The organism is Streptomyces sp. NPDC033165 (genome assembly GCF_055577965.1).
The window spans coordinates 145742-168864 of the sequence record NZ_JBVIPK010000013.1; the positions used below are offsets into that span (position 1 = coordinate 145742).

22 protein-coding genes are annotated in these 23123 nt (G+C 70.7%); 11 read left to right on the forward strand and 11 right to left on the reverse strand.

Annotated elements, in window-relative coordinates:
* Positions 1-7: 7 nt before the first annotated feature.
* The 6 genes from ACZ5WC_RS26625 to ACZ5WC_RS26650 all read left to right on the forward strand — a co-directional run bounded on the left by ACZ5WC_RS26625 (position 8) and on the right by ACZ5WC_RS26650 (position 5570).
* A complete protein-coding gene (locus tag ACZ5WC_RS26625) occupies positions 8-250 on the forward strand; it encodes a hypothetical protein (protein ID WP_468543155.1) in 243 nt (80 codons plus the stop codon).
* A gap of 621 nt (positions 251-871) precedes the next feature.
* Positions 872-994 (forward strand): keywimysin-related RiPP, encoded by a 123-nt coding sequence (locus ACZ5WC_RS26630; protein ID WP_107470971.1) that lies wholly within the window; start codon positions 872-874, stop codon positions 992-994.
* 50 nt (positions 995-1044) lie between these two features.
* Complete coding sequence (locus ACZ5WC_RS26635) at positions 1045-3018, forward strand: asparagine synthase-related protein (RefSeq protein WP_468543156.1); 1974 nt, start codon at positions 1045-1047, stop codon at positions 3016-3018.
* The gene (locus ACZ5WC_RS26640; RefSeq protein ID WP_096628995.1) at positions 3015-3266 is read left to right on the forward strand and encodes a lasso peptide biosynthesis PqqD family chaperone; all 252 of its coding nucleotides are present in this window, start codon (positions 3015-3017) and stop codon (positions 3264-3266) included. The genes ACZ5WC_RS26635 and ACZ5WC_RS26640 overlap by 4 nt, the downstream gene beginning before the upstream one ends.
* The gene (locus ACZ5WC_RS26645; protein ID WP_468543157.1) at positions 3263-3745 is read left to right on the forward strand and encodes a lasso peptide biosynthesis B2 protein; all 483 of its coding nucleotides are present in this window, start codon (positions 3263-3265) and stop codon (positions 3743-3745) included. The genes ACZ5WC_RS26640 and ACZ5WC_RS26645 overlap by 4 nt, the downstream gene beginning before the upstream one ends.
* A 91-nt stretch (positions 3746-3836) precedes the next feature.
* Entirely contained in the window at positions 3837-5570 is a 1734-nt protein-coding gene (locus ACZ5WC_RS26650; protein ID WP_468543158.1) for an ABC transporter ATP-binding protein, read from the forward strand.
* Between the two features lie 3 nt (positions 5571-5573).
* On the opposite strand, the gene ACZ5WC_RS26655 is transcribed toward ACZ5WC_RS26650, so the two are convergent.
* Both ACZ5WC_RS26655 and ACZ5WC_RS26660 read right to left on the reverse strand, forming a co-directional pair.
* Entirely contained in the window at positions 5574-6161 is a 588-nt protein-coding gene (locus ACZ5WC_RS26655; protein ID WP_468543159.1) for a Uma2 family endonuclease, read from the reverse strand.
* Positions 6162-6217: 56 nt separating this feature from the next.
* A complete protein-coding gene (locus ACZ5WC_RS26660) occupies positions 6218-7036 on the reverse strand; it encodes a hypothetical protein (RefSeq protein ID WP_468543204.1) in 819 nt (272 codons plus the stop codon).
* A gap of 343 nt (positions 7037-7379) precedes the next feature.
* On the opposite strand from ACZ5WC_RS26660, the gene ACZ5WC_RS26665 reads away from it, so the two are divergent.
* Positions 7380-7925, forward strand: coding sequence for a GNAT family N-acetyltransferase (locus ACZ5WC_RS26665; protein WP_468543160.1), 546 nt, complete (start codon positions 7380-7382; stop codon positions 7923-7925).
* A 49-nt stretch (positions 7926-7974) separates the two neighbouring features.
* Here ACZ5WC_RS26665 and ACZ5WC_RS26670 read toward each other — a convergent pair whose 3' ends face one another.
* Together ACZ5WC_RS26670 and ACZ5WC_RS26675 are read right to left on the reverse strand one after the other, a co-directional pair.
* Positions 7975-8826 carry a hypothetical protein gene (locus ACZ5WC_RS26670; protein WP_468543161.1) on the reverse strand — a complete coding sequence of 284 codons (852 nt, stop codon included), beginning with the start codon at positions 8824-8826 and terminating at the stop codon, positions 7975-7977.
* Positions 8827-8866: 40 nt separating this feature from the next.
* The gene (locus tag ACZ5WC_RS26675) at positions 8867-10009 is read right to left on the reverse strand and encodes a helix-turn-helix domain-containing protein (protein ID WP_468543162.1); all 1143 of its coding nucleotides are present in this window, start codon (positions 10007-10009) and stop codon (positions 8867-8869) included.
* A 286-nt stretch (positions 10010-10295) separates the two neighbouring features.
* Here ACZ5WC_RS26675 and ACZ5WC_RS26680 point away from each other — a divergent pair, with 286 nt between their 5' ends.
* The 3 genes from ACZ5WC_RS26680 to ACZ5WC_RS26690 all read left to right on the forward strand — a co-directional run bounded on the left by ACZ5WC_RS26680 (position 10296) and on the right by ACZ5WC_RS26690 (position 12636).
* A complete protein-coding gene (locus ACZ5WC_RS26680; protein ID WP_468543163.1) occupies positions 10296-10796 on the forward strand; it encodes a SigE family RNA polymerase sigma factor in 501 nt (166 codons plus the stop codon).
* Positions 10789-11271, forward strand: a complete 483-nt coding sequence (locus tag ACZ5WC_RS26685; protein ID WP_468543164.1) for a hypothetical protein — start codon at positions 10789-10791, stop codon at positions 11269-11271. The genes ACZ5WC_RS26680 and ACZ5WC_RS26685 overlap by 8 nt, the downstream gene beginning before the upstream one ends.
* Before the next feature lie 102 nt (positions 11272-11373).
* The gene (locus tag ACZ5WC_RS26690; RefSeq protein ID WP_468543165.1) at positions 11374-12636 is read left to right on the forward strand and encodes a mannosyltransferase family protein; all 1263 of its coding nucleotides are present in this window, start codon (positions 11374-11376) and stop codon (positions 12634-12636) included.
* Positions 12637-12681: 45 nt separating this feature from the next.
* Here the strand turns inward: ACZ5WC_RS26690 and ACZ5WC_RS26695 are convergent, their stop codons facing one another.
* The 4 genes from ACZ5WC_RS26695 to ACZ5WC_RS26710 form a co-directional block, all read right to left on the reverse strand.
* Complete coding sequence (locus ACZ5WC_RS26695) at positions 12682-14097, reverse strand: GH1 family beta-glucosidase (protein WP_468543166.1); 1416 nt, start codon at positions 14095-14097, stop codon at positions 12682-12684.
* Positions 14098-14236: 139 nt separating this feature from the next.
* Positions 14237-15163 carry a carbohydrate ABC transporter permease gene (locus ACZ5WC_RS26700; RefSeq protein WP_468543167.1) on the reverse strand — a complete coding sequence of 309 codons (927 nt, stop codon included), beginning with the start codon at positions 15161-15163 and terminating at the stop codon, positions 14237-14239.
* Positions 15160-16140: a carbohydrate ABC transporter permease gene (locus ACZ5WC_RS26705; protein WP_468543168.1), complete on the reverse strand. Its 981-nt coding sequence runs from the start codon at positions 16138-16140 to the stop codon at positions 15160-15162. The genes ACZ5WC_RS26700 and ACZ5WC_RS26705 overlap by 4 nt, the downstream gene beginning before the upstream one ends.
* A 159-nt stretch (positions 16141-16299) precedes the next feature.
* Complete coding sequence (locus ACZ5WC_RS26710; RefSeq protein ID WP_468543169.1) at positions 16300-17604, reverse strand: ABC transporter substrate-binding protein; 1305 nt, start codon at positions 17602-17604, stop codon at positions 16300-16302.
* 237 nt (positions 17605-17841) lie between these two features.
* On the opposite strand from ACZ5WC_RS26710, the gene ACZ5WC_RS26715 reads away from it, so the two are divergent.
* Complete coding sequence (locus tag ACZ5WC_RS26715) at positions 17842-20676, forward strand: glycosyl hydrolase (protein WP_468543170.1); 2835 nt, start codon at positions 17842-17844, stop codon at positions 20674-20676.
* A gap of 88 nt (positions 20677-20764) precedes the next feature.
* On the opposite strand, the gene ACZ5WC_RS26720 is transcribed toward ACZ5WC_RS26715, so the two are convergent.
* From ACZ5WC_RS26720 to ACZ5WC_RS26730, 3 genes are all read right to left on the reverse strand, one after another.
* Positions 20765-21808, reverse strand: coding sequence for a LacI family DNA-binding transcriptional regulator (locus ACZ5WC_RS26720; protein ID WP_468543171.1), 1044 nt, complete (start codon positions 21806-21808; stop codon positions 20765-20767).
* Positions 21809-21935: 127 nt separating this feature from the next.
* On the reverse strand, positions 21936-22202 hold the full coding sequence (locus ACZ5WC_RS26725; protein ID WP_468543172.1) for a DUF397 domain-containing protein: 267 nt from the start codon (positions 22200-22202) through the stop codon (positions 21936-21938).
* Positions 22183-23025 (reverse strand): helix-turn-helix domain-containing protein, encoded by an 843-nt coding sequence (locus ACZ5WC_RS26730; RefSeq protein WP_468543173.1) that lies wholly within the window; start codon positions 23023-23025, stop codon positions 22183-22185. Before ACZ5WC_RS26730 ends, ACZ5WC_RS26725 begins: the two co-directional genes overlap by 20 nt.
* Positions 23026-23123: the final 98 nt, after the last annotated feature.

A 23123-nucleotide genomic window follows, 5' to 3' on the forward strand; every position in this document is an offset into this window, starting at 1 on the left:
CTGTGGCGTGTCCCGGGACAGGTTCCGCTGGGACAATGCGGGGACGGTTGTACGGACACGGGGGCGGGGCGGCCATGACGGCAGGACCGACCCCGAGACGATCACGGCCACGCAGGTCTTCGACGGCGGACGGCGGTTCGCGCACTCGTCGGAGCTCGTCGGCGACGGCATGATCCCGCTGCTGCTGGGCGTGGGAACGGCGGCCTGGGGCGGCTACCGGGTGCGCGAGGCGGGCCGGTGGCGGGCCTGAGCCACCGGCGGCGGGCCTGATGCCCACCGTAGGCGCACCTGAGTCCACCGGAGGCGCACCTGAGCCCACCGGAGTGCGCCTGAGCCCACCGGAGTGCGCCTGAGGAGGGCGCCGCGGCCGTTCGGCATGGCCGAATGCTTACTTGTAGCTCCCAGCGCCCAACGCCGTGCGACAGCACGGGTGCGCCCGGTTCCGTCGATCCCGGCGGCGCGCGGATCGGCCGTGGTGCGGTCGGGCGCGGGGCCTGTGGACGGCGCGGCCCCGGCTGGTTCTTCCGGTACGCCGGGCGCTGTCCGCTCTCCGGGCAGTTCACTGCGCGATGCGACCCCCGCGTACAGCCATTGGTCCAGTCCACTCGGCTGGTAGGGGGTCGTCGGTGTGCGACTGCACATGCCGACCGGTCGGTGCCCCGTGCCGTGGTGGGGCGACCGGGCCCGGGTCTTCGCCGCTCACGCTATCCAGCCAACTTCGTGCGGCAAGTCGGAATCATGCGTACCGGTTCGGCAGCGGGACATGATGGCTCTGGTGTTCACGTGATGAACACCAGTCGCATGAACAACTTCAGTTATGCGGACCCAAGTTGGGCATAACGGTCGTCAATCACGCAGAAGGGAAGGTCTCATGAAGCAGCAGAAGAAGGCTTACGTGAAGCCGTCGATGTTCAAGCAGGGCGACTTCTCGAAGAAGACCGCCGGCTACTTCGTCGGCTCGTACAAGGAGTACTGGACCCGGCGCATCGTCTGATCCGCCGGTCCCTTACCCCTGCACTGTGTGAGAACTTCCGGAAGGTGAAGATGCCCGGCCAGCTGCGTGACTACTTCGTCGTCCTGCCGGACAGCGTGGCGGGAGCGGCGGCGGCCGGGCAGCTTCCCGCACCGGGAGCGACCGGGACGGCCCCGCCGGTGGGCGACGCCCTGACCGTCGCCCACCCCTCGGGCCGGCCCTGGGTCGTCGCCCGCCCGCTGGTCCGCAAGGTCAGCCACCTCGCCCGGGGCGGGGACGCCCTCGTCCTCATCGGCCCGGACCGGGTCCCCGACGCCGTGCTCGCCGGGCTCCTGGAGGGCGCCCGGGGCCGGACCGCCCTGGAGGCCCGCCTCGCCCGGCTGCCCGGCCTCTACCACGTGGTCGCCCGGCTCTCCGGGGAGACCTGGGTCCGGGGAACCGCCACCGGACTGCGCCGGATCTACCACGCCCGGCACCCGGACGCCGGAACCATCGCGTCCGACCGCCCCGCCGTCCTGGCCCGCCTGATCGACGCGCCCCTGGACGACGGCGCGCTCGCGCTGCGGCTGCTGGACTTCGTGCCGCACCCCCTGAGCCGGCGCGTCGTGTGGCGGGGCGTCCACGAGACCGGTGCCGGGTACGGCCTGGCCCTGCCCGTCGCAGCACCGGGCACGGCCGCCGTCCCCGGCCCCGCGGAGCACCGCTGGTGGGAGCCGCCGCCGGGCGAACTCTCCCTGGCGGAGGGGGCCCGGAGACTCGGTGACGCGGTCGCCGCCTCCGTACGGGCCCATGTCGGCGGCCTGGACCGGATCAGCTGCGAGCTCTCCGGCGGCATGGACTCCACGGCCCTCACCTTCGCCGCCCGGGAGACCGGCCCGGCGAGCCTGTCCCTGCTGACGGTGGCCGCCCGCGACCGCTACAGCGAGGACGAGACATGGGCGCGGAGGGCGGTGGAGGCGGCGGGGGGAGCCGAGGCGGCGCAGCGGGGCGTGGCGGTGCGGGGAGCCGAGGCGGCGCAGCGCACGGCGGATGCCTCCGCCCTGGAACACCACCTCATCCCCGCCGACGACGCCCCCTACTTCTACGCCGACCTCGCCGCCACCTCCGCCGAGCTCAACGACGAACCGCTCCCCGTCGCCCCCGGCCGGGCCCGCGCGCACCTGCTCCTGAGCCGCGCCCGCGCCACCGGCTCCCGCTACCACCTCACCGGCTACGGCGGCGACGAACTCTTCCTCGGCCTGCCCCACGCCTACCAGGACCTCTTCCACGGCAACCCCCTCACCGCCTGGAACCACCTCAGCGGTCTGCGCCACCAGCTCGGCTGGCCCCTCCTGCCCACGCTCAAGGCCCTGTTGGGCCGTTCCACGTTCCCCCGCTGGATCGCGGACGCGGTCAGCACCGAACCCCAGCCCGTAGCCAGGACCCCGCTGCTCTCCTGGGGCGTACGGCAGTCCCTGCGCCCGTGGTTCACGGACCACGGATGCGCCCTGATCATGGAGGAGTTCCGGGCCGCCGCCGAGCACGCCGAACCGATCGACCCGTGGCGCGGGCGGCATGTGGACATCGACGCCGTACGGATGGGGGCCCGGCACTTCCAGGCGATGGAGGACGTCGGCATGACGATCGGGCTGCCGGTCGCCGCACCGTTCTACGACGACCGGGTCCTGGAGGCGACCCTCGCCGTCCGGCTGCCGGAGCGGATCAGCCCCTGGCGCTACAAGCCACTCCTCGCCGAGGCGATGCGCGGGGTGGTGCCGGACGCGCTGCTGGCCCGGACGACGAAGGACCACATGTCCTCCGACGAACACCAGGGCCTGAGTGAACACGCCCCGGAACTCGCGGAGCTGTGGGCGGACTCCCGGCTCGCCGCCCACGGCCTGGTCGACTCCCGCCGTCTGCTCCGGCTCGCCGCCGAGCCCTTCTCACCGGTCCTGGTCGAGCACTCCATCAGCCCGACCGTGGCCGGGGAGACCTGGCTGCGCACGGCGGAGAACGCCTGGCCCGCACTCCATTCCACCACCCCCTCCAGCGAGGCGACCCCGTGAAGCTCAGAAAAGGCATAGCCGTCACGACGACCGAGTACGGCGGCGTCCTCCTCGACGAAAAGGACGGCAGCTACTGGCAGTTGAACGACACCAGCGTCATCGTCGTCGAGACCCTGGCGGCGGGACACGCCCCCGAGGCCGCCGTCGAGCGGATCGTCGCCGAGTTCGACGTCGAGCGCGCCGAGGCGGAGTCGGACGTGGCGGAGCTGACCCGGCAGCTCGTCGACGCGAAGATCCTGCGCCCGTGACCACAGAGATGACCATGCCCCGCCGGGGCGCGGCAGCGGGCGGCCTGCGCCTGCGCACGGCGATCGCCGCCGCGTTCGTCCTGGCCCGGTTCAAGCCCGGCCGCCTGCGCCGGGTGCTGACCCGGTGCAGCAGGGGCGCGCGCCCGGCCTCGTACGCGGAGACGCTGGAGGTGTACGAGGCGGTCGTCGCCACCAGCCGCCGCTGCGCGGGCCGTTACGGCTGTCTGCCGCGCTCGGTCGCCATCGCCCTGGCGTGCAGGATGTCCGGGGTCTGGCCCGACTGGTGCGCGGGGGTCCGGACGGCACCGCCGTTCTCACCGCATGCTTGGGTGCAGGCGGGGGGCCGCACGGTCGGGGAGCAGGCGGAACCAGCGGATCTGCGTCCCTTGATGGTGGTGACGACGGTACGCGAGGGGGTTCCGGGTGAGCGCGGCGGCGGGGACGACGACGGGGGCGACGGGAGCGGGCGGGCTGCCTGAGGGAGCGGCGGAACCTGCGACGAAACGTTCCCCCGAGGAGCCCTTTGGGACCGAGGCGGCCCCCAGCTCCGAGAAGGCGGCCCCCAGGGCCGTGCCGGGCCGTTCCCCGCTCCGTCTCCTCCTCGCCCGGGCGCGCCCCCACCGGGGCGTCCTGCTGGGGGCGGGGCTGCTGTCGCTCGCCGGGTCCGGGGCGGGGCTCGCGATGCCGCTGATGGCGAAGCACGCGGTGGACACGTTCGCCGACGGCCGCTCGCCCGCCGGGCCGCTCGTCGTGCTGACCGCACTCGTCCTCGCAGGGGCTTACCTTTCCGCGTACGGGAGCTATCTCATGGCCCGTACGGGGGAGGGCGTCGTGCTCCGGGCGCGCGGCCGACTCGTGGGCCGGATCATGCGGTTGAAGGTCCCGGCGGTGGACCGGCTGACTCCCGGGGACCTCCAGGCGCGGGTCACGAGCGACACGACGCTGCTGAGCACGGTGCTGTCCAGCGGTCTCGTCGAGGCGTTCAACAGCGTTCTGATGCTGCTGGGCACGGTCGCGCTGATGGCGTACATGGACCTGGCGCTGCTCGGCGTGACCCTCGTCGTGATCGTCGCCATCGGGGCCGTAACAGCCTTGCTGATGCCGCGCATCCAGCGGGCGCAGCTCCGCGCGCAGGAGTCCGTGGGCGCGATGGGCGCGGCCCTGGACCGGGTGCTCCAGGCCTTCCGTACGGTCAAGGCGAGCGGGGCGGAGGAGCGGGAGACGGCGGCGGTCGCGGAGGCGGCGCGGCACGCGTACGACCAGGGGGTGTCGGTCGCGAAGTGGTCCTCGGTCTCCGACGTCACGATGACGATGTCGATCCAGCTGGCGTTCCTGGCGGTGCTGGGCGTCGGCGGCGCGCGGGTCGCGTCGGGCTCGCTGGAGATCTCGTCGCTGATCGCGTTCCTGCTCTACCTCTTCTACCTGATGGGCCCGATCGGCGGCCTGGTCGAGGGCTGGACGGGCTTGCAGAGCGGCCTCGCCGCCGTACGGAGGATCGACGAGGTGGAGTCGCTGCCGGGCGAACCGGCGACGGGCTCCGGGGGCGTACCGGGGGCGGGCACCCCGCTGGGCGTCACCTTCCAGGACGTGACCTTCGGGTACGGGGACGAGCGCGCCCCGGCCCACAAGGGCGTCACGTTCGACGTACCGACGGGCGGTCTGGTGGCGTTGGTGGGCCCGTCGGGTGCGGGCAAGTCGACGGTGTTCAGCCTGCTGGAGCGGTTCTACGACCACGACGGCGGGACGATCACCGTGGATGGCCGGGACATCCGGGACTGGCCGCTGGCGGAGCTGCGAGCCTCCCTCGCGTACGTGGAACAGGACGCGCCCGTCCTGGCCGGGACGCTGCGGGAGAACCTGCTCTTCGCCGCCCCGGACGCGCGGGAGGAGGCGCTGGCCGAGGCCGTGGCCCGTACCCGGCTGGACACCCTGGTCGCCCGGCTGCCCGACGGCCTGGACACGGCGGTGGGCCACCGGGGCGTCACCCTCTCCGGCGGCGAACGCCAGCGGATCGCCATCGCCCGCGCCCTGCTGCGCCGCCCGCGCCTGCTGTTGCTGGACGAGGTCACCTCGCAGCTGGACGCGGTCAACGAGCAGGCGCTGCGCGATGTCATCCTCGAACTGGCCGCACAGAGCACGGTGCTGGTCATCGCCCACCGGCTGTCGACCGTCCGCCACGCGGACCGCATCGTGGTCCTGGAGGAGGGCCGGGTCCGCACGGCGGGCACACATGAGGAGCTGATGGCCTCGGACGACCTGTACCGCGAGCTGGCGACTACGCAGCTGGCGGCGGAGGTGCGCTGAGGGTCAGCGGGCGTAGTCCTTGAGCTCCTCGGTGTCCAGGGTGATGGAGACGGGGTGGGGGAGGACGGCGGCGTCGCCGTAGTCGTAGGAGTGCTGCTGCCGGTAGCGGCCCTTGTCGGGTTCGCTGTGGACGAGGAGGGTCCCGGACTCGCGGTCGATCAGGAGGTAGACCGGGATGCCCGCTGCGGCGTATCCGTGAGGCTTCTCGTTCCGGTCGCGACGGTCGGTGTCGTGGTCGTGGGAGGTCACTTCCACGGTCATCAGGACGCCCTCGGCAGGTGCCCATTCCCCTTGTCCGGCGAAGTGCCGGCGGGGTGCGAGGACACCGTCCGGGCGGGCGCGGCCCTGCCGGTACGCCTCCACCATCAGTCCCTGCTCCGGATGCAGGTCGAGGTCGGGGCGATGCTGCATGCACTGACGCAGCAGCCACATGAAGATGGTTCCGTGGTCGCCGTCGGGCACGGGCTTGACCTCTAGCTTTCCGTTGATGAGCTCAAGCGTCACGGTCTCGGGGGCCGTCCGGGCGAGCTGCTCGAACTCCTCGACGGACATCTGGGCGTGCGGTGCGTGATCGGCGGAGCTGGGGGTCATGGCGTCGCCTCCTCCCCTCCATCGTGCCCCGTCGGATCTGCGGTCGAGCTGCACGGTCATCGGTATGTCCTCTCGGACCGGGGGACCAGGCCCGCACGGACCGCGTTCATCCGGTCCCGTACGCTCGGCGGCTGCACTGCTCCGGGCGGTCCGGCGGGTGGAGCGGGGGAATCGCCCCGGCACGGTCGGCAGAGGCCGCCGAGCAGCGCTTCGGGCGGTCCGGGGACTCGGCACTCGCCGCATTCCAGGGTGCGCAGGACGGTCCGGGGGCCCGGCAGGACCCGCTCGGGCGGCAGCTTGTCGCGCAGGCGGCGTTCGACGAGGCGGGCGGGGTGATGCACGGGTACGGGCAGTCCGTCGGTGAGGGCGTGCAGCAGCTCGGCCTCCGTCGCGCCCCGGGCGAACCACTCGCCGACCCGGGGTTCCAGGCGCAGGCAGTCGGCGGCGGACAGCGTCAGCGCCGGGGCCGTACGTCCCAGGGCGGCCAGCAGGATGAACGCCCTTGAGCGGGTGGGCCGTCGGGGTTCGTCCGGCGGGACGTCGCCCCGGATGAAGGCGCTCCACCACGCGTCCTCGCGGGCGGTACGGGAGAAGAAGGTCCGGGTGACCCAGAACATCTGCCTGTCCGTGATCACGCACTCGCTGCCGCGCCGCAGATGCCCGGCGGCCTGGAGCCGGTTGAGGGTGGTGCCCAGGGCGCACTGCCCGTACGGGAGGTGCTTGGCCAGCGTCTTCACGGAGATGTCGGAGCCGTCGGGCAGCCGGTCGATGTACGAGGCGACGGCGGCGTCGCGGGGGAGGAGGTGGGCGAAGTCGCGTTCGGTGCGCGGTCGTTCGCCGGGAGCGGAGCGCTTGCCGTAGCCGGGGTTGGCCATGGGGTGCGGGGGTGAGTGCGGCGTGGTAGGGGCAGCACTAAGGTAGTTGTCAGCCACGGAGGTCTTTTCTTGTTTGTGGTCTTCGTTGGTCAGACCCCTGTTCGGTGTTCTCAGCACCGGCGGGGGTCGTCTTTTCTTGTGTCTGGTCCTTCCGCACGCTAGAGCCTGGCGACCGTGCGTCGCAAGTCGGTCACAAACGGTCAACTTCATTGCCAGGGTGGGTGGGTGGGACAACTGACCCATCCACCCCATCCTTGTTAAGAGCGCTCGGATCTCACGGCTTGAGCTTCGGGCGGTCCGGTCCGCCGACCGGTGGCCTCGCGGCGTACGGCAGCATCTCCGTATGACGAACACCAGCTTGATACCCGCAACCCTGTCGTTCCGCCGGGCGCAGGAGACCGAGAGTGACCTGACCGAGCTCGTACGCCTCCGGGATGCCGCCGCGCGCTGGCAGATCGCGCACGGCATCGAGCAGTGGAAGCCCGGCGATCTGGGTGCCGAGCACTTCCGGGCGAGGCTGCGGGCGGGCGAGGTGTGGATCGCCACCCTCGGGCCGGACGGGCCGAGCGCCGGGGCCTGGGAGCTGTGGTGGGACGACGAGCCCGCCTGGGGCCCGCAGCCGCCGGTCGCGGGCTACGTCCACCGCCTGATGACCGACCGCCGGACCGCCCCGCCCGGCGCGGGCCGCGCGCTGTTGGCCGAGGCCGAGCGCCGGATCGCCGCGTACGGGCGGGAGTTGTGCCGGCTCGACTGCCTGACGTCCAACGACCGGCTCCGCCGCTACTACGAGGACGCGGGGTATGTGGTGGTCGGCGAGCAGGCGGGGAAGAACGGCGACGGGGGGCGGACGTACGGGGTGACGTTGTTGGAGAAGAGGTTGGGGGAGTGAGGGGCGCCCGTGCAGGGGCGCCCCTCAACAGACGGCGACCCCGCGGGCGCTATCGCAAGCGGCTGACATAGGCGGGTGCGAGGGTACGAATGCGCTGTTCCGGTACGTCTCCGCTCAAGGCGCGGACAGCCATGTCGACACCAGGGGTGGCGGCGGCGCCGAAGAGGGCGTGAAGCTTTTCGAGGCCCTCTGTCGCCGTGTTGCCGATCCGGGCGTCTTTCTGGAGTTCGACGAACCGGGAGGCGATGTGACGGGGTGAGGCGGTCATCATGATGCGCAGCACGTCACCGGCGTCTTTGTCGGTCAGCCGGTCGGGGCGCTTGTCCGCCTCGCTCAGACGATCGCTGATCTTGAAGGCTTTGGCGACCAGGAGCGCTGTGGGGCCTGCGACGTTCACGATGATGCTGCGGGGGTCCTCTGCGTCGAGGCTGGCGACTTGCAGGGGAGAGCGGTCCACCGCGGCGACCTCCAGGCCGTCGATCCACCGTGCGGACATGGTGCCGTGCGGAGGGACCTTGGCGCTGCGTTTTCCGTTCTTCGGAGAGAGCTGCCGAGGGACGAGCAGGTACAGTTCGACGGGGACCACCTTGTCTCCGATGGTTTCGGGGCGCTCCCAGAGTCCGGGCTGATGGCCGTTCTTCAAGCCGAACCCGGCTGCCCGGAGGGATGCGTCCAGGTGCGGGCGGTCGCCCAGCAGCATCGGGTCGATGCTGAGGTCCCCGTCCGAGGTGAAGGGGGCGTTGCTGATCGCCGCGTCGGGAGAGCGGAGGTGGACGGCTTGGGCGCCGACGACGGTCAGTGCTGGAAGGTGGTCCCGCAGTGCGCTGAGTCCGTCCAGGAGGACACGCCGGGCCACGACCGTGAGCTGACGGGGGTCGACGTCGTCAGGGAACTTGGCCACCGTGCCTCATGCTCTCCGTGAAAGTGCCAGTGGCGCAATCCTAGAGCTGAGGCGTTGTCAGCAGGTCGTGAATGCCGGAAATCCGCCAGAGGTCCTGGTGGCCCTTCATGTACTCGATGACGGCCTCCCCTTCGGCGGGCATGCGGCCCGGCCCGGCCAGGCAGTCCAGGGCGACCTGGCTCAGTGCCACGTGCGGAATGCCCTCCACGGTCTCGGTGCGTTCGAAGACGGACCGGTCGCGTGCCTGAAGCAGCAGGACGTCCGCGTTCTCATCGACCGGGAGGAGGCCGAGTTCGTCACCGAGGTCGTCTTCGTCCAGGAGGGGGGAGACGTACACCATGAGCTGCCCGCCCGCGGAGAGCGGGGCCACGGTGTGAGCGGCATGGGTGCCGGTGACCGCGATCTTGTCGAGCCCCGAAGGCGGGAGGCGCCGGATGCGTTCGACCACGGAGGGGATGCCGTTCGGCGCCAGCAGGCCGACGTACGAGCCCTTACGGAGAAGCGTTTCTCGCTCGGCGCGGCTCCGCAGCAGGTTCGGCCAGTCGACGAACGTGATGACTCGCCCGTCCCGGCGGATGAGGAGCTGATCCTCCAGCGCGTCCAGGAGTCGCGAGACGTAGCCGAGACTCAGCCCCGAGGCTTGGGCGAGCTCGCCCGCGCGGTACGGGGGGTGCACGTCCGTGAGGAGTCGTACCAGCCTGCCCGCTTTCGGTCCGGCCAGTGTGGTCCTGCCCGGCTCCTTGGCCAGCGCCTGTGGGGCCCGGGTGGCCCCTTCGGTGTAGATGACGACGGCAGGCCGGGGGATGCGTAGGGACACGTTGCCCATCAGGTCCAGGTAGCTGATGTCGTGTCTGCGCAGAAGCTTCTGGGTCTGGCGCGAGAGCCAGGGAGCCATGACCAGCAAGGTCGTGTAGTGGTTGAGCTGCCGCAGCAGATCCAGCTTGGCCAGGAGGACCTCTTCCACCATGCGAGGTGACACGCCGGTGAGCTTCACATCGACCAGAAGCTGCCCGTAGGAACTCTCGCCCTCACCTTGCACGGTCATGATGATGTCGCTGCCACTGCGGTGCGTCTCTTTGCCGTCCGGGCGGCGGTCGATCCGCCATGAGGGGCCGAGAAGCTCGGCCAGCCGGGCCGCACCCTGTTCAAAGAGGGCATCTTGGGTCAGCTCGTCGACCGTCATGCACTTATAGTCGCATGGCCGCATGCGCTGCCCCAGGAAAACTTGCCTTGATGGCTAAGTTTTCTGTTCGAGGAAAGTTAGCCATCAAGGCAAGTTTTCTCGCACTCTCGACTTCTTTACCTCAGGAAAGTGGGGAGTACGGGCAACTGATCCCTCCCGATCCTGGCTCGTGGGCGTGCATGCGGGTTCCGTGACGCTGATCACCCTCGAATCTTCGTGGGTGGTGTCGACCGGATGACCTGCGACGGGCGTATACCCGGTGAAGCGAAAGACCCGGGAGCGACATTTGACCGTCGAGGAGTTCGAAGAGTTCTACGCCCAGGCGGTCGCGCGTCTCACGGGCCAGCTGTACGTGATGACCGGCGACCTCCAGGAGGCGCAGGACGTCGTGCAGGAAGCGTTCGTCAAGGCGTGGGTCCGGCGCGGGCGGCTGGAGCGTGACGGGCAGCCCGAGGCGTGGATCCGTACGGTCGCGTGGCGTCTGGCGGTGAGCCGTTGGCGTTTCCGGCGGAGGTCGGCGGACGCCTGGGGCCGGGGGAGCGGTGTGCCGGAGCACGTGGCGCCGCCGGACCCGGAGCACGTGGTGCTGGTCGACGCACTCCGCGAGCTGCCCGCGCAGCAGCGGCGCACGCTGACCCTGCACTACTTGTGCGACCTCACGGTCGAGCAGATCGCCAGGGAGACCGGGCTTTCCGGCAGCACGATCAAGACGCATCTGGTTCGCGGACGGGCGGCGCTCGCCGTCCGTTTGCAGGACCCCCGCATGGAGGAGGCTCCTGATGTCTGAACCACGGGACCCCGTGGGGGCCGAGGGGTCCGAAGACGCATTGCGATCGCTGTTCCGGCAGGCGGGGGATTTCGGGCGGGCTCGCTCCGAGGCGGGCCCGGCGTCCGGCATCACCGAGCGCGGCATGCGGGCGCAGCGACGCCGGATGGCCGCGCTGGCGGTCGGGGTGTGCCTGATCGTCGGCGGGGGCGGCGCGGTCGGCGTGGGCCTGCTGCCGGAGCGGCCCGCCCCGGCCGCCCCCGCCACGACCCCGTCGCCCAGCTACCCGTCCCCCGTACCGTCCGACCGCCAACCGACCGAGCCGCCACCACCGGTGCCCAGCAATACGGTGCCGGGGGCGACGACGGGTCCGGAGGGCGGGCCCGCGACGCAGGGGGGCGTGCCGACGACGCGGCCACCTGCGTCGGCTTCACCGACGTCCACGCCGACGTCCACGCCGACGTCGACGGGGGAGGCGGCGACGCTTCCCCCGTGATCCCCGTGCCGCTTTCCCGTAAGCGCTGACCCTTTTCCTTCCTGTGCCCCGGCGGACTCACCGGGCGATCCTGCACGCCGAGGTGCGTCCGAAAGGTGCCCGATGTTCACACTCTCGCCGGGCCTGCGACCTTCCCCTTCCTCTTCCCCTTCGCCTGCCCCTACTCCTACCCCTGCCGCTGCGTGCGTTGTGCCGAGTCGGCCCCCCTGGACCGACCGATTCCGCAGGCTGTCCGCATACCTGAGCCCGTCCGACCGCAGGGTGCTGTGGCTCTACCTCCTGACCCGAATATCCCTGGGGATCACGGCCCACTTCGCCCGCTGGCTGTTCCCCGCCCGCCCGGGAGACCGGGAGGCGGCCCCGGTCCTCGCCCCCTTCCAGCAGTGGGACGCGAACCACTATCTCCACATAGCGCGCGACGGCTACTTCCCCTCCGGCGCGAGCCCCTGGGTGAGCGGCTGGGACAACCGGGAGGCGTTCTTCCCCGGGTACCCGCTGCTCCTGCGTGCCGTGCACACGGTGGTCCCCGACTGGACGGCGGCCGGGCTGCTGATCTCGTTCGTCGCGGGGGCGGTGGCCGTACTTGCCCTGGCCCGTATCGCGCGGACGTACCTGCCCGAGGGCGGAGCCGACCACCGTACGGTCGTCCTCTTCCTGCTCTCTCCCTGCGCGGTGTTCCTGGCCGCCGGGTACACGGAGGCGCTGTTCCTCGCCTTCGCCCTGCCCGCCTGGCTCGCCGCGCTGCGGCACCGGTGGGCTCTCGCGGCCGTTCTGGTGGCGTTGGCGACGACCGTGCGCGTCAGCGGCCTGTTCCTCGCCGCCGCCGTCGCCTTGCTCTTCGTGCTGTCCGCCCGGACTCACCGGGACTGGCGGGCGGCGGGCTGGACGCTGCTTCCGGCGCTGCCCCCGGCCGTGTACAGCTGGTACCTGCACGCGCACACGGGCGACTGGATGGCGTGGAAACACGCCCAGGAGCGCGGCTGGTACCGGACCTTCCACGCCCCTTGGGAGGCGTGGGCGAACACGTGGCACGCGGCGTTCGACGGCGTACATACGACTGGCTACGCGGCGATGTTCCAGGCGGAGTTGGCGGCGATGCTGGTGGGTCTGGCCCTGGTCGCGCTGCTCGTACGGTATCGCCGCTGGCCGGAGGCGGTGTACGTCGCGCTGAGCCTGTGGGCGCTGGGAACGTCGTACTGGTACACGTCCATCCCCCGCGCGACCCTGCTGTGGTGGCCGCTGTGGATCGGCCTGGCGGCGCTGAGCCTGCGGCACCCGTGGTTCAGGACCGCGTACCTGTGCGTGGCCGCCCCGCTGACCACACTGGTCGCGCTGACGTTCCTCACGGGGCGGTGGGCGGGGTGAGTCAGGCGCACCAGCCCCCGCCCGGCAGTCACCCCCGCCCGGCAGTTACCCCCGTTCCAGCCCACCCCGTGCGATCACCTCCGCGTACCATCGCGCGCTGTCCTTCGCCGTGCGGCGCTGGGACGCGAAGTCGATGTGGACGATGCCGAAGCGCTTGCTGTAGCCGTACGCCCACTCGAAGTTGTCCAGCAGCGACCAGAGGAAGTACCCGCGTACGTCCACCCCGTCCGCGATCGCCCGGTGCACCGCCGTCAGGTGCGCCTCCAGGTACGCCACCCGCTCCGGGTCGTGGACCCGGCCTTCCGGGTCGGCGTAGTCGTCGTACGCGGCGCCGTTCTCCGTCACCAGGAGCGGCAGGTCCGGGAGTTCGTCGCGGAGGCGGGTCAGGAGCTCGTACAGGCCGTTCGCGTCCACCGGCCAGTCCATCGCGGTGCGGGGACCGGGGGCCGGGGTGAACGCCACATGTTCCTCCGCGCCCGCCCAGGGAGAGGGGGACTCGGACCTCCCCGCCGAAACCACGCTCGGGGAGTAGTAGTTGATGCCCAGCGAGTCGATCGGGGTCGACGCGAGCTCCAGGTCCCCGTCCCGTACGAACGACCAGTCCGTCACCGCCGCCGTATCCTCCACCAGGTCCTGCGGCAGCCGCCCGTGGAACACCGGGTCCAGGAAGATCCGGTTCGCCACCGCGTCGATCCGGCGTACCGCGTCCCGGTCCGCCTCCGTGTCCGTCAGCGGGCGCAGGGCGTGGAGGTTCAGGGTCAACGAGATCTCGGCCGTCGACGGGAGGCGGTCGCGCAGGACCCTCGCGCCCGCGCCGTGCGCCAGGTTCAGGTGATGGGCGGCGCGCAGGGCCGCGAGGTCGCTGGTCCGGCCGGGGGCGTGGACCCCGTTCCCGTACCCGAGAAACGCCGCGCACCAGGGCTCGTTGAGCGTCGTCCAGGTCGTGACCCGGTCGCCCAGCGTCCCCGCCACGAGGCCCGCGTACTCCGCGAACCGGTGCGCCGTGTCCCGCTCCGGCCAGCCGCCCGCGTCCTCCAGTTCCTGCGGCAGGTCCCAGTGGTAGAGCGTGGCCACCGGTCTGATCCCGGCCGCCAGCAGCTCGTCCACCAGGCGGCGGTAGAAGTCCAGGCCGCGTTCCACCGCCGGGCCCCGGCCGGTCGGCTGGACGCGGGGCCAGGAGACGGAGAACCGGTAGTCCGTGACGCCGAGTTCCTTCATCAGCCGTACGTCGTCCGGCATCCGGTGCAGATGGTCGGCGGCCGTGTCGCCGGTGTCGCCGTTGCGCACCTTGCCGGGCGTCCGGCTGAACGTGTCCCAGATGGACGGCGTGCGGCCGCCCTCCGTGGCACCGCCCTCGATCTGGTAGGCGGCGGTGGCCGTCCCCCAGCGGAATGCGGTGGGGAAGCGGAGTCCCGCGGCGTCACGCGTGGCGGTCGCCGGGCGGGCATCGACAGCGGTCATGAGACTGACACTCCAGAGGTGAGGGGGAGGGAGGGGGAGGGGGAGGGAGGGAGGCGAACAGACGGGAGCAGGGGAGGAGGAGAGGGGAGCCGGGCGTCCGGTCAGTCCATGACCGAGCACCGTGCGGTGCCGGGTCCCGTTACCCCTTCACCGCGCCCTGCATGATCCCGCCCACGATCTGTCGGCCCAGCAGCCCGAACACCAGCAGGACCGGCAGCGTGCCCAGCAGCGTGCCCGCCATGACCACCGACTGGTCGTTGACGTAACCGCCGCCGAGCTGCCGCAGCGCGACCTGCACCGTCGGCTCCTGTGAGGACAGCGCGATGATCGGCCAGAAGAAGTCGTTCCACGCCGTCATGAACGTGAGCATCCCGAGCACCGCCATCCCCGGCCGCGCGATCGGGATCACGATCGACCAGAAGATCCGGGCCGTCGAGGCCCCGTCCACCCGTGCTGCCTCGATCAGCTCGTCCGGCAGCGACTGCACCAGGTACTGGCGCATGAAGAAGACCCCGAACGCCGAGACCAGGCCCGGCAGGATCACCGCCTGGAGCTGGTTCACCCACTCCAGCTTCGCGATCAGCATGAAGAGGGGGATGACCCCCAGCTGCGGCGGGATCATCATCGTCCCGATCGTCAGCGTCAGCAGCGCGCCCCGGCCCTTGAACTTCAGCTTGGCGAAGGCGAATCCGGCCAGTGTGCAGCACAGCACCGTGCCGATGGTGATCGAACTCGACACGATCAGCGAGTTCAGCAGCGCCTTGCCGATGTCCGCCTCTTCGAGGACCTGCTCGAAGTTCTTGATCAGGTTCGGGCCGGGCAGCAGGCTCGGCGGCACCTTCGCCATGTCGGCGTTGGAGCGGCTGGCCGTGACGATCGTCCAGTAGAAGGGGAACGCCGAGATCAGGAGGGCGAAGCCGAGGATGAGGTAGGAGAGCCAGCCGCCCTTCATGGTGCGGCCCGCGCCCCCCTTGCGTCCCCGCCCACGTCCCCGCTCACCGGGCGGCGGGTCCTGCGGCGGGCGGCCCGCTTCCGGGGCGGTCGGCGGTGCGGCGAGCGCGGTCATCGGCCGGCCTCCTTGCGTGCGCGGCGGCGCGCGATCAGGGCGTTGGCCCCGACGAGCACCACGATCAGGACGAACATCACCCAGGCGATGGCCGCGGCCCGGCCCAAGTGGAAGAAGCCCCAGCCCTGTTCGTACATGTACAGGCCGAGCGTCTGGTACTGGTGCGAGATCCCGCCCGAGATCGACCCCTCGAACAGCAGCGGCTCACCGAAGAGCTGAGTGGCCCCGATCGTCGAGATGATCACGGTGAAGATGATCGTGGGGCGGAGGCCGGGAAGCGTTACGTGGATGAACTGGCGCCAGCGCGAGGCCCCGTCCATCTCCGCCGCCTCGTACAGCTCGTGCGGGATCGACTGCATGCCCGCCAGGTAGATCAGCGCGTTGTACCCCGTCCACCGCCAGACCACGATGCTGGACACCGCGATCTGCGAGGCGACGGTGCCCGTCTGCCAGTCCACCGGGTCGAAACCGACCAGCCCCAGCGCGTAGTTGATCAGCCCGAAGTCCCGGCCGAAGAGCTGCGCGAAGACGAGCGTGGCGGCGGCGACGGAGGTCGCGTACGGGAGCAGGATCGCGGTCCTGATGAACGTCCGGCCGCGGAGTTTGTAGTTGAGCAGGTGGGCCAGGCCCAGCGCCATCGCCAGCTGCGGGACCGTCGACAGCACGCCGATGGTGAACGTGTTGCGCAGCGAGATCCAGAAGTACTCGTCGGTGAACAGCGCCGTGTAGTTGGCGATCCCCCGCCACTCCATCTCGCCGCTCGTCTGGAGCTCGACCCGGTAGAGGGAGACGAACGCGGTGTAGAGGAGGGGGAAGAGCCCGAAGGCGAGAAACAGGGTGAAGAAGGGGGCGATGTAGGCGTACGGGGATGCCTTGCGCCAGGTACGCCGGAGCGTGGCGGCCCGTCCGTCGTCGGGACCGGGCCCGGTCCCGGCCGGGCTGCGGGGCCCGGCCTTCGCGGTGGCGGTGAGGGACACGGTGCGGCCCTTCGGGGTCGGGAGGGGAGGGAAAGGGGGGTGGGGGGCGATGAGCTACGGAAAGGGAGAGAGGTACGGGGGTGGGGCCGGGCCACCGTAGTGCGCACCGGGTGGACCGGCCCCGGGGAGGAAGGAAGAGGAGGGCAGCGCGTCCCGGCGTCAGCCGATCACGTTGTCCACACCCTTCCTCGCCGTCTGCCACGCCTTGTCCGACGAGACCCCCTTGCGCTCGACCTCGCTCAGCGCGTTCGTGATCTGCTGCATCACGTTCTGGTCGTGCACACCCAGCACCTGCACCGGGGACTCCTTCGCCGCGTCACCGAAGATCCGGCCGATGGGCGCGCCCGAGAAGTACTCGTCCTCGGCGTCCGCGATCGTCTCGATGGCGCCCGTCGAGGACGGGAAGTTGCCCTGCTTCTGGAAGACCTTCGCCTGCTGCTCGGGGGCGGTCAGCCACTCGATGAGCGCGTACGCCTCCTTCTTGTGCTTGGCCGCACGCGGGATCGACAGGTACGAGCCGCCCCAGTTGCCCGCGCCGCCGGGCAGCTCGGCGATGTCCCACTTGCCCTTGCCGCCGTCACCGGCCTGGCCCTTGACGTAACCGAGCATCCAGGCAGGGCAGGGGATCGTGGCGAACGAACCGGCGGAGAACGCTTGGTTCCACTGCGGGGACCACTGGTCGAGCTTGGCGCTCAGGCCCACCTCGGCCGCCTCCACCGAGGTGTCCCAGGCCTCCTTGACCGCCGGGTTCCTGTCGTAGATCAGCTCGCCGGAAGCGTCGTAGTACCGCTCCTCCTCCTGGCCGATCATGATTCCGTAGAGCGAGCCGACACTGTCCAGCCAGGCGCTCTTGGCGGGGGCCTTCTTCTTGTACTCCTTGCCCAGCTCCAGGTAGCCGTCCCAGGTGGCCCACTTCTTCGCGAGCTCCTCGCGGTCCGTGGGCAGCCCGGCCTGCTCGAAGAGGTCGGTGCGGTAGCACATCGCCTCGGGGCCGACGTCCGTGCCGAGGCCGAGGATCTTGCCGTCCTTCGTGGTCGCCGCCGACCACTTGGCCTCGGCGAACTCGCCCTTGAGCCGGTCGGCCCCGAACTCCTTCAGGTCCTGGAACTTGTCGGACTGCTGCTGGGTGACGGAGGCGATCCGGCCCACCTCGACGCCCTGCACGTCCGCGAGACCGCCGCCGCCCGCGAGGCGGGTCTGGAGCGACTTCCAGTAGTCCGCCTCGTCCTGGGTGTCGCTCTGCTTGATCTTCACGCCCGGGTTGAGCTTCTCGTACTCCTCGTACAGCCCGGCCTCCTTGAAGCCGAACGATCCGAAGAGGTCGACGGTGAGCGTGACCTTTCCGCCCGCGCCGTCGGCGGAGTCCGGCGAGTCGCCGGCCCCGCAGGCGGCGAGGAGCGCCCCGGCGAGGACGACCGCGCCGAGGCGGGCAGTGGCTCTCTTGGCGGCTCGGGCGATGGGCATGGGAAGCCTCCCTTGGCTTCGGGATGAACCGAGCGCGTTGAGAGCGCTCTCAAAACCTGATCTGGAGCGTCCCCCACCGCCCTCGCCCCGTCAAGACTCGAACGCATAACGGCTTGGCGTCCCGTCCCATCGACGCCCAACTGCCAGGCGTGTGCGTTCTCTTGACACTCACGTTTCAGGAGTTTTACGTTCCTTGGCACTTGAGAGCGCTCTCGAATGCGCTCTTCGCCCCCCCCCATGATCGAGGTGCTGCTCGTGCGAACCTCCCTCTCCGGACTCGCCTCCAGAGGCGCTCCCAGAATCACCACCAGACCCGCTGCGGCGGCACTCCTCGCCGTCGCCGTGGCCGCCGTGGGCCTGGGCCCCGCCGCCTCCCCCGCGGCGGCCGCCACCATCCCCGCCGGTTCCGGCAGCTACACCGACTCCCGCCCCGCCGGCACCTCGGGCCCGACGACCAACACCGGGACGCCCGTCACCCCCAAGGTCACCGCGGCCGCGAAGGACAAGCCGGTCCCGACCAACGACTGGTGGTCCTCGCTCGCCTTCCAGCGCTACGGCGACAACCCGTACTCCACCCCCATGTACGGCCACCCGCTCACCTATCAGGCGACCTCCGGCGGACTGGAGGTCGGCTACCCGACCACTCCCGCGATCGTCGGCGACGGCAGGCAGTACGAGTACGCCCACAAAGCCGACCTCACCGTCGGCCTGAGCGGCCTGAACTCGCCCGACACCAAGGCCGACGACTGGTCCGACTGGACGGTGACGCCCTACTGGGCGGACGGCTCCCGCACCTTCCGGGCCACCATCGGGCACGGCATGCCCTTCGTGTACGCCAAGGGCTCCGGCGGCGACGCCCGCGTCACGACCGCCTCCGCGCCCACGGTCTTCTCCGACCAGGGCAACGTCCTCGGCATCACGGTCGCCGGTCACCACTACGCACTCTTCGCCCCGACCGGCAGCGACTGGAACATCTCCGGTTCCACGATCACCGCGGGCCTCGGCGGGAAGGACTACTTCTCGCTCGCGGTCCTGCCCTCCACCGACGCGCTCGCCACCTACCGGAAGTACGCGTTCAGTTTCGTCACCGGCTCCCGGGTGGCGTGGCAGTCCACCGGCGGCGACGTGCGGGCGACCTACACGCTCACCACCGAGGCCGAGGAGGGCACCGAGCGCGGCACGCTCCAGGCCCTCTACCGCCACCAGTGGCTGCACACCACCGACGCGCTGACCCCGTACACGTACGTGTCGCCGCGCGGCACGATGAAGGTGCGCGAGTCCGCCTCCTTCACCACCAGCCAGCGCACCAGCGGCGTGGTGCCCGCGCTGCCCGCGACCAGTGGTGTCGACAAGGCGCGGCTGACCGGGTACCTCAACGAGGTCGCGAACGCGTCCGACCCGTTCTCGGGGGCCACGGACACCTACTGGACCGGCAAGGCGCTCGGCCGTCTCGCCCAGCTGGTGCCCGTCGCCGACCAGATCGGCGAGACCGCCATCCGCGACAAGCTCCTCGGCCTGATGAAGGGCCGGCTCCAGGAGTGGTTCACGGCGGGCGGGGCCAGTGAGTTCAGCTACGACAAGGACTGGAAGACCCTCACCGGCTACCCGGCCTCGTACGGCAGCGACACCGAGCTCAACGACCACCACTTCCACTACAGCTACTACGTCTACGCGGCGGCGATCATCGCGCAGTACGACCAGGGCTGGGCCGCCGACTCGGCCTGGGGCACGATGATCAAGCACCTGATCCGTGACACCGCCAACCCCAGCCGCAACGACTCCGCCTACCCCTTCCTGCGCGGCTTCGACGTGTACGCGGGCCACAGCTGGGCCTCCGGCCACCAGGGCTTCGCGGCGGGCAACAACCAGGAGTCCTCGTCGGAGTCCGTCAACCTCAGCGCGGGACTCGTCCTCTGGGGCGCGGCGACCGGCGACACCGCCCTGCGCGACCTCGGCAGCTATCTGCTGACGACGGAGTCGGAAGCGATCACCCAGTACTGGTTCGACGCCTCGCAGGAGGTCTTCCCCGCCTCCTTCGGCCACGACACCGTCGGCATGGTCTGGGGCAGCGGCGGCGCGTACGCCACCTGGTGGACCGCGAACCCGGAGGAGATCCACGGCATCAACGTCCTCCCGGTCACCGGCGGTTCACTGCACCTGGCCCGCGAGAAGGCGGCGATCAAGCGGAACATCGCCGAGATGGAACGGAACAACGGCGGCCCGGCCCAGGAGTGGCGTGACCTGCTCTGGGAGTTCGAGGCACTGTCCGATCCGGCGGCGGCGAAGGCCAAGTGGGACGCCGCGAACGGGAATTACGTGCCGGAGCAGGGTGAGTCCAAGGCGCACACCTACCACTGGATCAACACCCTGGACACGGTCGGCGCGCCCGACATGACGGTGAGCGGCGACCTGCCCACCTCCGCCGTCTTCTCGAAGGACGGCACCCGCACCTACACCGCGCACAACCACAGCTCCACCGCCCGTACGGTGACCTTCTCCGATGGCAGGACCCTGTCCGTACCGGCCCGCTCCACGGCCACGAGCACGGGCCCCGGCGGCGGAGACCCGGACCCGGGGGAGCCCGGCCCGTCCACCGGCAACACCTTCCGCCTCAAGACCGGCGGCATCCTCACCACCGCCACCACCGACCCGGCGGGCGCGGACCCCCTGGCCTCGGCGGACGGCGTCAACCGGGACGGCACGCCGTACCGCCCCACGGTCTACGAGATCAAGAACGTCGACGGCAAGCTCGCCGCCGGGGCCGCCACGTCCTTCCGCCTCCGGGTCGACGCGGGCACGACGGTCGGGCTCGCCCCGCAGGTCCGGGTCGGCTACGACCTGACCGGCGACGGCACGTTCGACCGGGTGGAGACCTTCCGCTACTTCGCGACCGACCCGGTCGCAGGCTGGGAGGAGTACACCCAGGCGGTCGGCACCCAGGCCGTCACGGGCAGCCTGGGCGACCTCAGGGGCGGCACGGTCCGCCTGGAGATCTGGAACGCGCTCGGCAACGACACGTCCCAGGTGCAGACGGGGACGGAGGCGGCGGTGCTGAGGATTCCGTACGAGTAATACGAGTAATACGAGTAAGCGGTACGGGCAGCCCGTAGGGCCCTTCGGTCCGTACGGAACGGAACAGGTGCGGCGGGTCTCCGGCTCCTCAGGCGGAGGCCCGCCGCACGAGCGTGGTCGGTGTGATCACCGACTCCGGGACCTCGCCACTGCCCGCACGGCCCCGGTCCAGCGCGCGCAGCAGCAACCGGGCCATCAGCCGACCCTGCGCCTCGATCTCCTGGCTGACGGTGGTCAGCGGCGGATCGGTCTGCTCGGCAACCGATTCCATGTCGTCGAACCCCACCAGAGCCACCTGCTCCGGCACGGAGATCCCGCGCTCGCGCAGGACCCTCAGTGCGCCCGAGGCCATCAGGTCGTTGGCGGCGAACACCGCGTCCAGGTCGGGCCGCCTCTCCAGCAGCTCGGCCATCGCCCGCGCCCCGCTCTCCACGGTGAACGCCCCCTCGGCGACGAGCGTCGGGTCCACGTCCAGCAGCACGTCCCGATAGCCGTCCAGCCGGTCCATCGCCGAGGTCTGGTCGGCGGGCCCGCCGATGTGCGCGATGCGCTCCCGCCCGAGGTCCTTCAGATACCGCACGGCCAGCCGCGCCCCGCCCCGGTTGTCCGCGTCGACATACGGGACGGCCTGGTCGCCCGGGTCGGCGGTCCAGCTGGGCCGCCCGCCGTACACCGCCGGGATGCCGGCCCGCCGGGTGATCGCGGGCACCGGGTCGTCGGTGTGCAGCGAGAACGCGAGCGCCCCGTCCACGTGCCCGCCGGACAGATACCGGGCGATCCGGTCGAAGTCCCCGGGCCCCTCCACCAGCAGCAGGACGAGCTGGGTGTCGTGGGCGGTGAGCTCCTTGCTGATGCCCCTGATCTGCTGCGAGAAGAAGGGGTCCGAGAAGAACCGTGTCTCGGGCTCCGCGATGACGACCGCCACGGCCCCGGTCCGCCGCGTGACGAGGGTCCGCGCGGCGTGGTTCGGGATGTACCCGAGCTCCTCGACCGCCCGGCGCACCTTGTCCACCAGGGGCTTGCGGACGCCCTCGCCCCCGTTGACGACCCGTGAGGCGGTGGCCCGGGAAACCCCCGCACGCGCCGCGACGGCTTCCAGGGTGGGCCGGGACCCGGGAGACTGCTCGGGCAAGGCGGTCGCTCCTCGTCGACGGGGCGGCGGCGACACGTGGCCGCCGTCTCGCCTACAGCCTAGCGCCGGGCACCCACAGGGCTGAGAGCGCTCCCAGAGGAGGCCCCGCGTCCGCTTGGGCCCCGCTTCAGCCCTGCTTGAGCTCCGCGATGAAGGAGCCCCAGGCGGCGGTACGGAAGAGGAGGGCGGGGCCGTCGGTGACCTTGGAGTCGCGGACGGGGACGAGGTCGGGGACGCCGTCGAGGACTTCGAGGCAGTTGCCGCCGCTGCCGTCGCTGTAGGAGGACTTGCGCCAAGTGGCGACCTCTACGCAGTTACCTCCGCTGGCATCGCTGTACGACGACTTGCGCCAGGGCGCTGTCGACAGGTCGTAGTCAGAGCTGCTGAGCTTCATCGTCGTATTCCTTTGCCGCCGACTCGATCAAGTCCAGCGAAGCCTCGCGTGAGGCCGCGCTGGCTACGAGTAGATCGTAGGTCAGTTCGTAATTCCTCACGGTGAGCGGATCATCCAGCAGTTGGCCCGAACCGAGCCCGTCCAGGTAGGCGAAGGGGGGAGCGTCGGCGAAGCTCATGAGCTTCAGCCCGCCGCCCATGGCTGCATGTGCTCCGGCGGCAAGGGGCAGCACCTGCACGATGATTCGATGCTGCCTGATGAGCTGAGCGATGTGGTGCAGGGCCCCCGCCATGACGGCGGGCCCGCCGACCTTCCGGCGCAGGACTGCCTCGTCGAGCACAGCCCACAACAGGGGCTTTGTTGGATCAGCGAGGAGCTGTGCGCGGTCGAGTCGTGCGGCCACTCGCTCGTCGATGACGCATTCCTCGGCGGTCGGCCGATAGGCGCGGAACACCGCCCGCGCATACGCCTCCGTCTGGAGCAGCCCCGGAACCAGCTGAGGCGCGTACTCCTTGATGACCTCCGCCCGGGCCTCCGCCTCCGCTGCCTCCGCGAAGTGGTCCGGGTATTTCGACTTCTTCAAGGCCGCGCAGTTACGGGCGAAGAAGCCGCCCGTGTCGAGGTTCTCGTCCAGCTTCACGGCCTGGTCCATCTGCATGCGGCGGACGCCGGACTCCAGCTGGCCGATGAACGAGCCGCTGACGAAGAGCGGGGCCCCCAGATCGGTCTGGGAGAGACCGGCCGCCTCTCTCCGGTGCCGTAACTCTGCCCCCAGCAGAGCCCTCGGTGACGAAGAGGGGTCGAGTTCTTTCGGACCAGGCAAGACAACTCCCGATGGCACTCGTGCGGTTGTTGGAACTGCGCCTCTTCCAGGCTAGCGGCGCGTTGGACACGCTGGGTATGCATTCCCATTACTCAGAG

Excerpts from the sequence above, each read along its gene's own strand:
- ACZ5WC_RS26630 (WP_107470971.1), top strand. The coding sequence starts at position 872 with ATGAAGCAGCAGAAGAAGGCTTACGTGAAGCCGTCGATGTTCAAGCAG.
- ACZ5WC_RS26635 (WP_468543156.1), top strand. The coding sequence starts at position 1,045 with ATGCCCGGCCAGCTGCGTGACTACTTCGTCGTCCTGCCGGACAGCGTG.
- ACZ5WC_RS26655 (WP_468543159.1), bottom strand. The coding sequence starts at position 6,161 with ATGACCCCCAGCTCCGCCGATCACGCACCGCACGCCCAGATGTCCGTC.
- ACZ5WC_RS26660 (WP_468543204.1), bottom strand. The coding sequence starts at position 7,036 with ATGGCCAACCCCGGCTACGGCAAGCGCTCCGCTCCCGGCGAACGACCG.
- ACZ5WC_RS26665 (WP_468543160.1), top strand. The coding sequence starts at position 7,380 with ATGACGAACACCAGCTTGATACCCGCAACCCTGTCGTTCCGCCGGGCG.
- ACZ5WC_RS26675 (WP_468543162.1), bottom strand. The coding sequence starts at position 10,009 with ATGACGGTCGACGAGCTGACCCAAGATGCCCTCTTTGAACAGGGTGCG.
- ACZ5WC_RS26685 (WP_468543164.1), top strand. The coding sequence starts at position 10,789 with ATGTCTGAACCACGGGACCCCGTGGGGGCCGAGGGGTCCGAAGACGCA.
- ACZ5WC_RS26690 (WP_468543165.1), top strand. The coding sequence starts at position 11,374 with ATGTTCACACTCTCGCCGGGCCTGCGACCTTCCCCTTCCTCTTCCCCT.
- ACZ5WC_RS26695 (WP_468543166.1), bottom strand. The coding sequence starts at position 14,097 with ATGACCGCTGTCGATGCCCGCCCGGCGACCGCCACGCGTGACGCCGCG.
- ACZ5WC_RS26700 (WP_468543167.1), bottom strand. The coding sequence starts at position 15,163 with ATGACCGCGCTCGCCGCACCGCCGACCGCCCCGGAAGCGGGCCGCCCG.
- ACZ5WC_RS26710 (WP_468543169.1), bottom strand. The coding sequence starts at position 17,604 with ATGCCCATCGCCCGAGCCGCCAAGAGAGCCACTGCCCGCCTCGGCGCG.
- ACZ5WC_RS26715 (WP_468543170.1), top strand. The coding sequence starts at position 17,842 with ATGATCGAGGTGCTGCTCGTGCGAACCTCCCTCTCCGGACTCGCCTCC.
- ACZ5WC_RS26725 (WP_468543172.1), bottom strand. The coding sequence starts at position 22,202 with ATGAAGCTCAGCAGCTCTGACTACGACCTGTCGACAGCGCCCTGGCGC.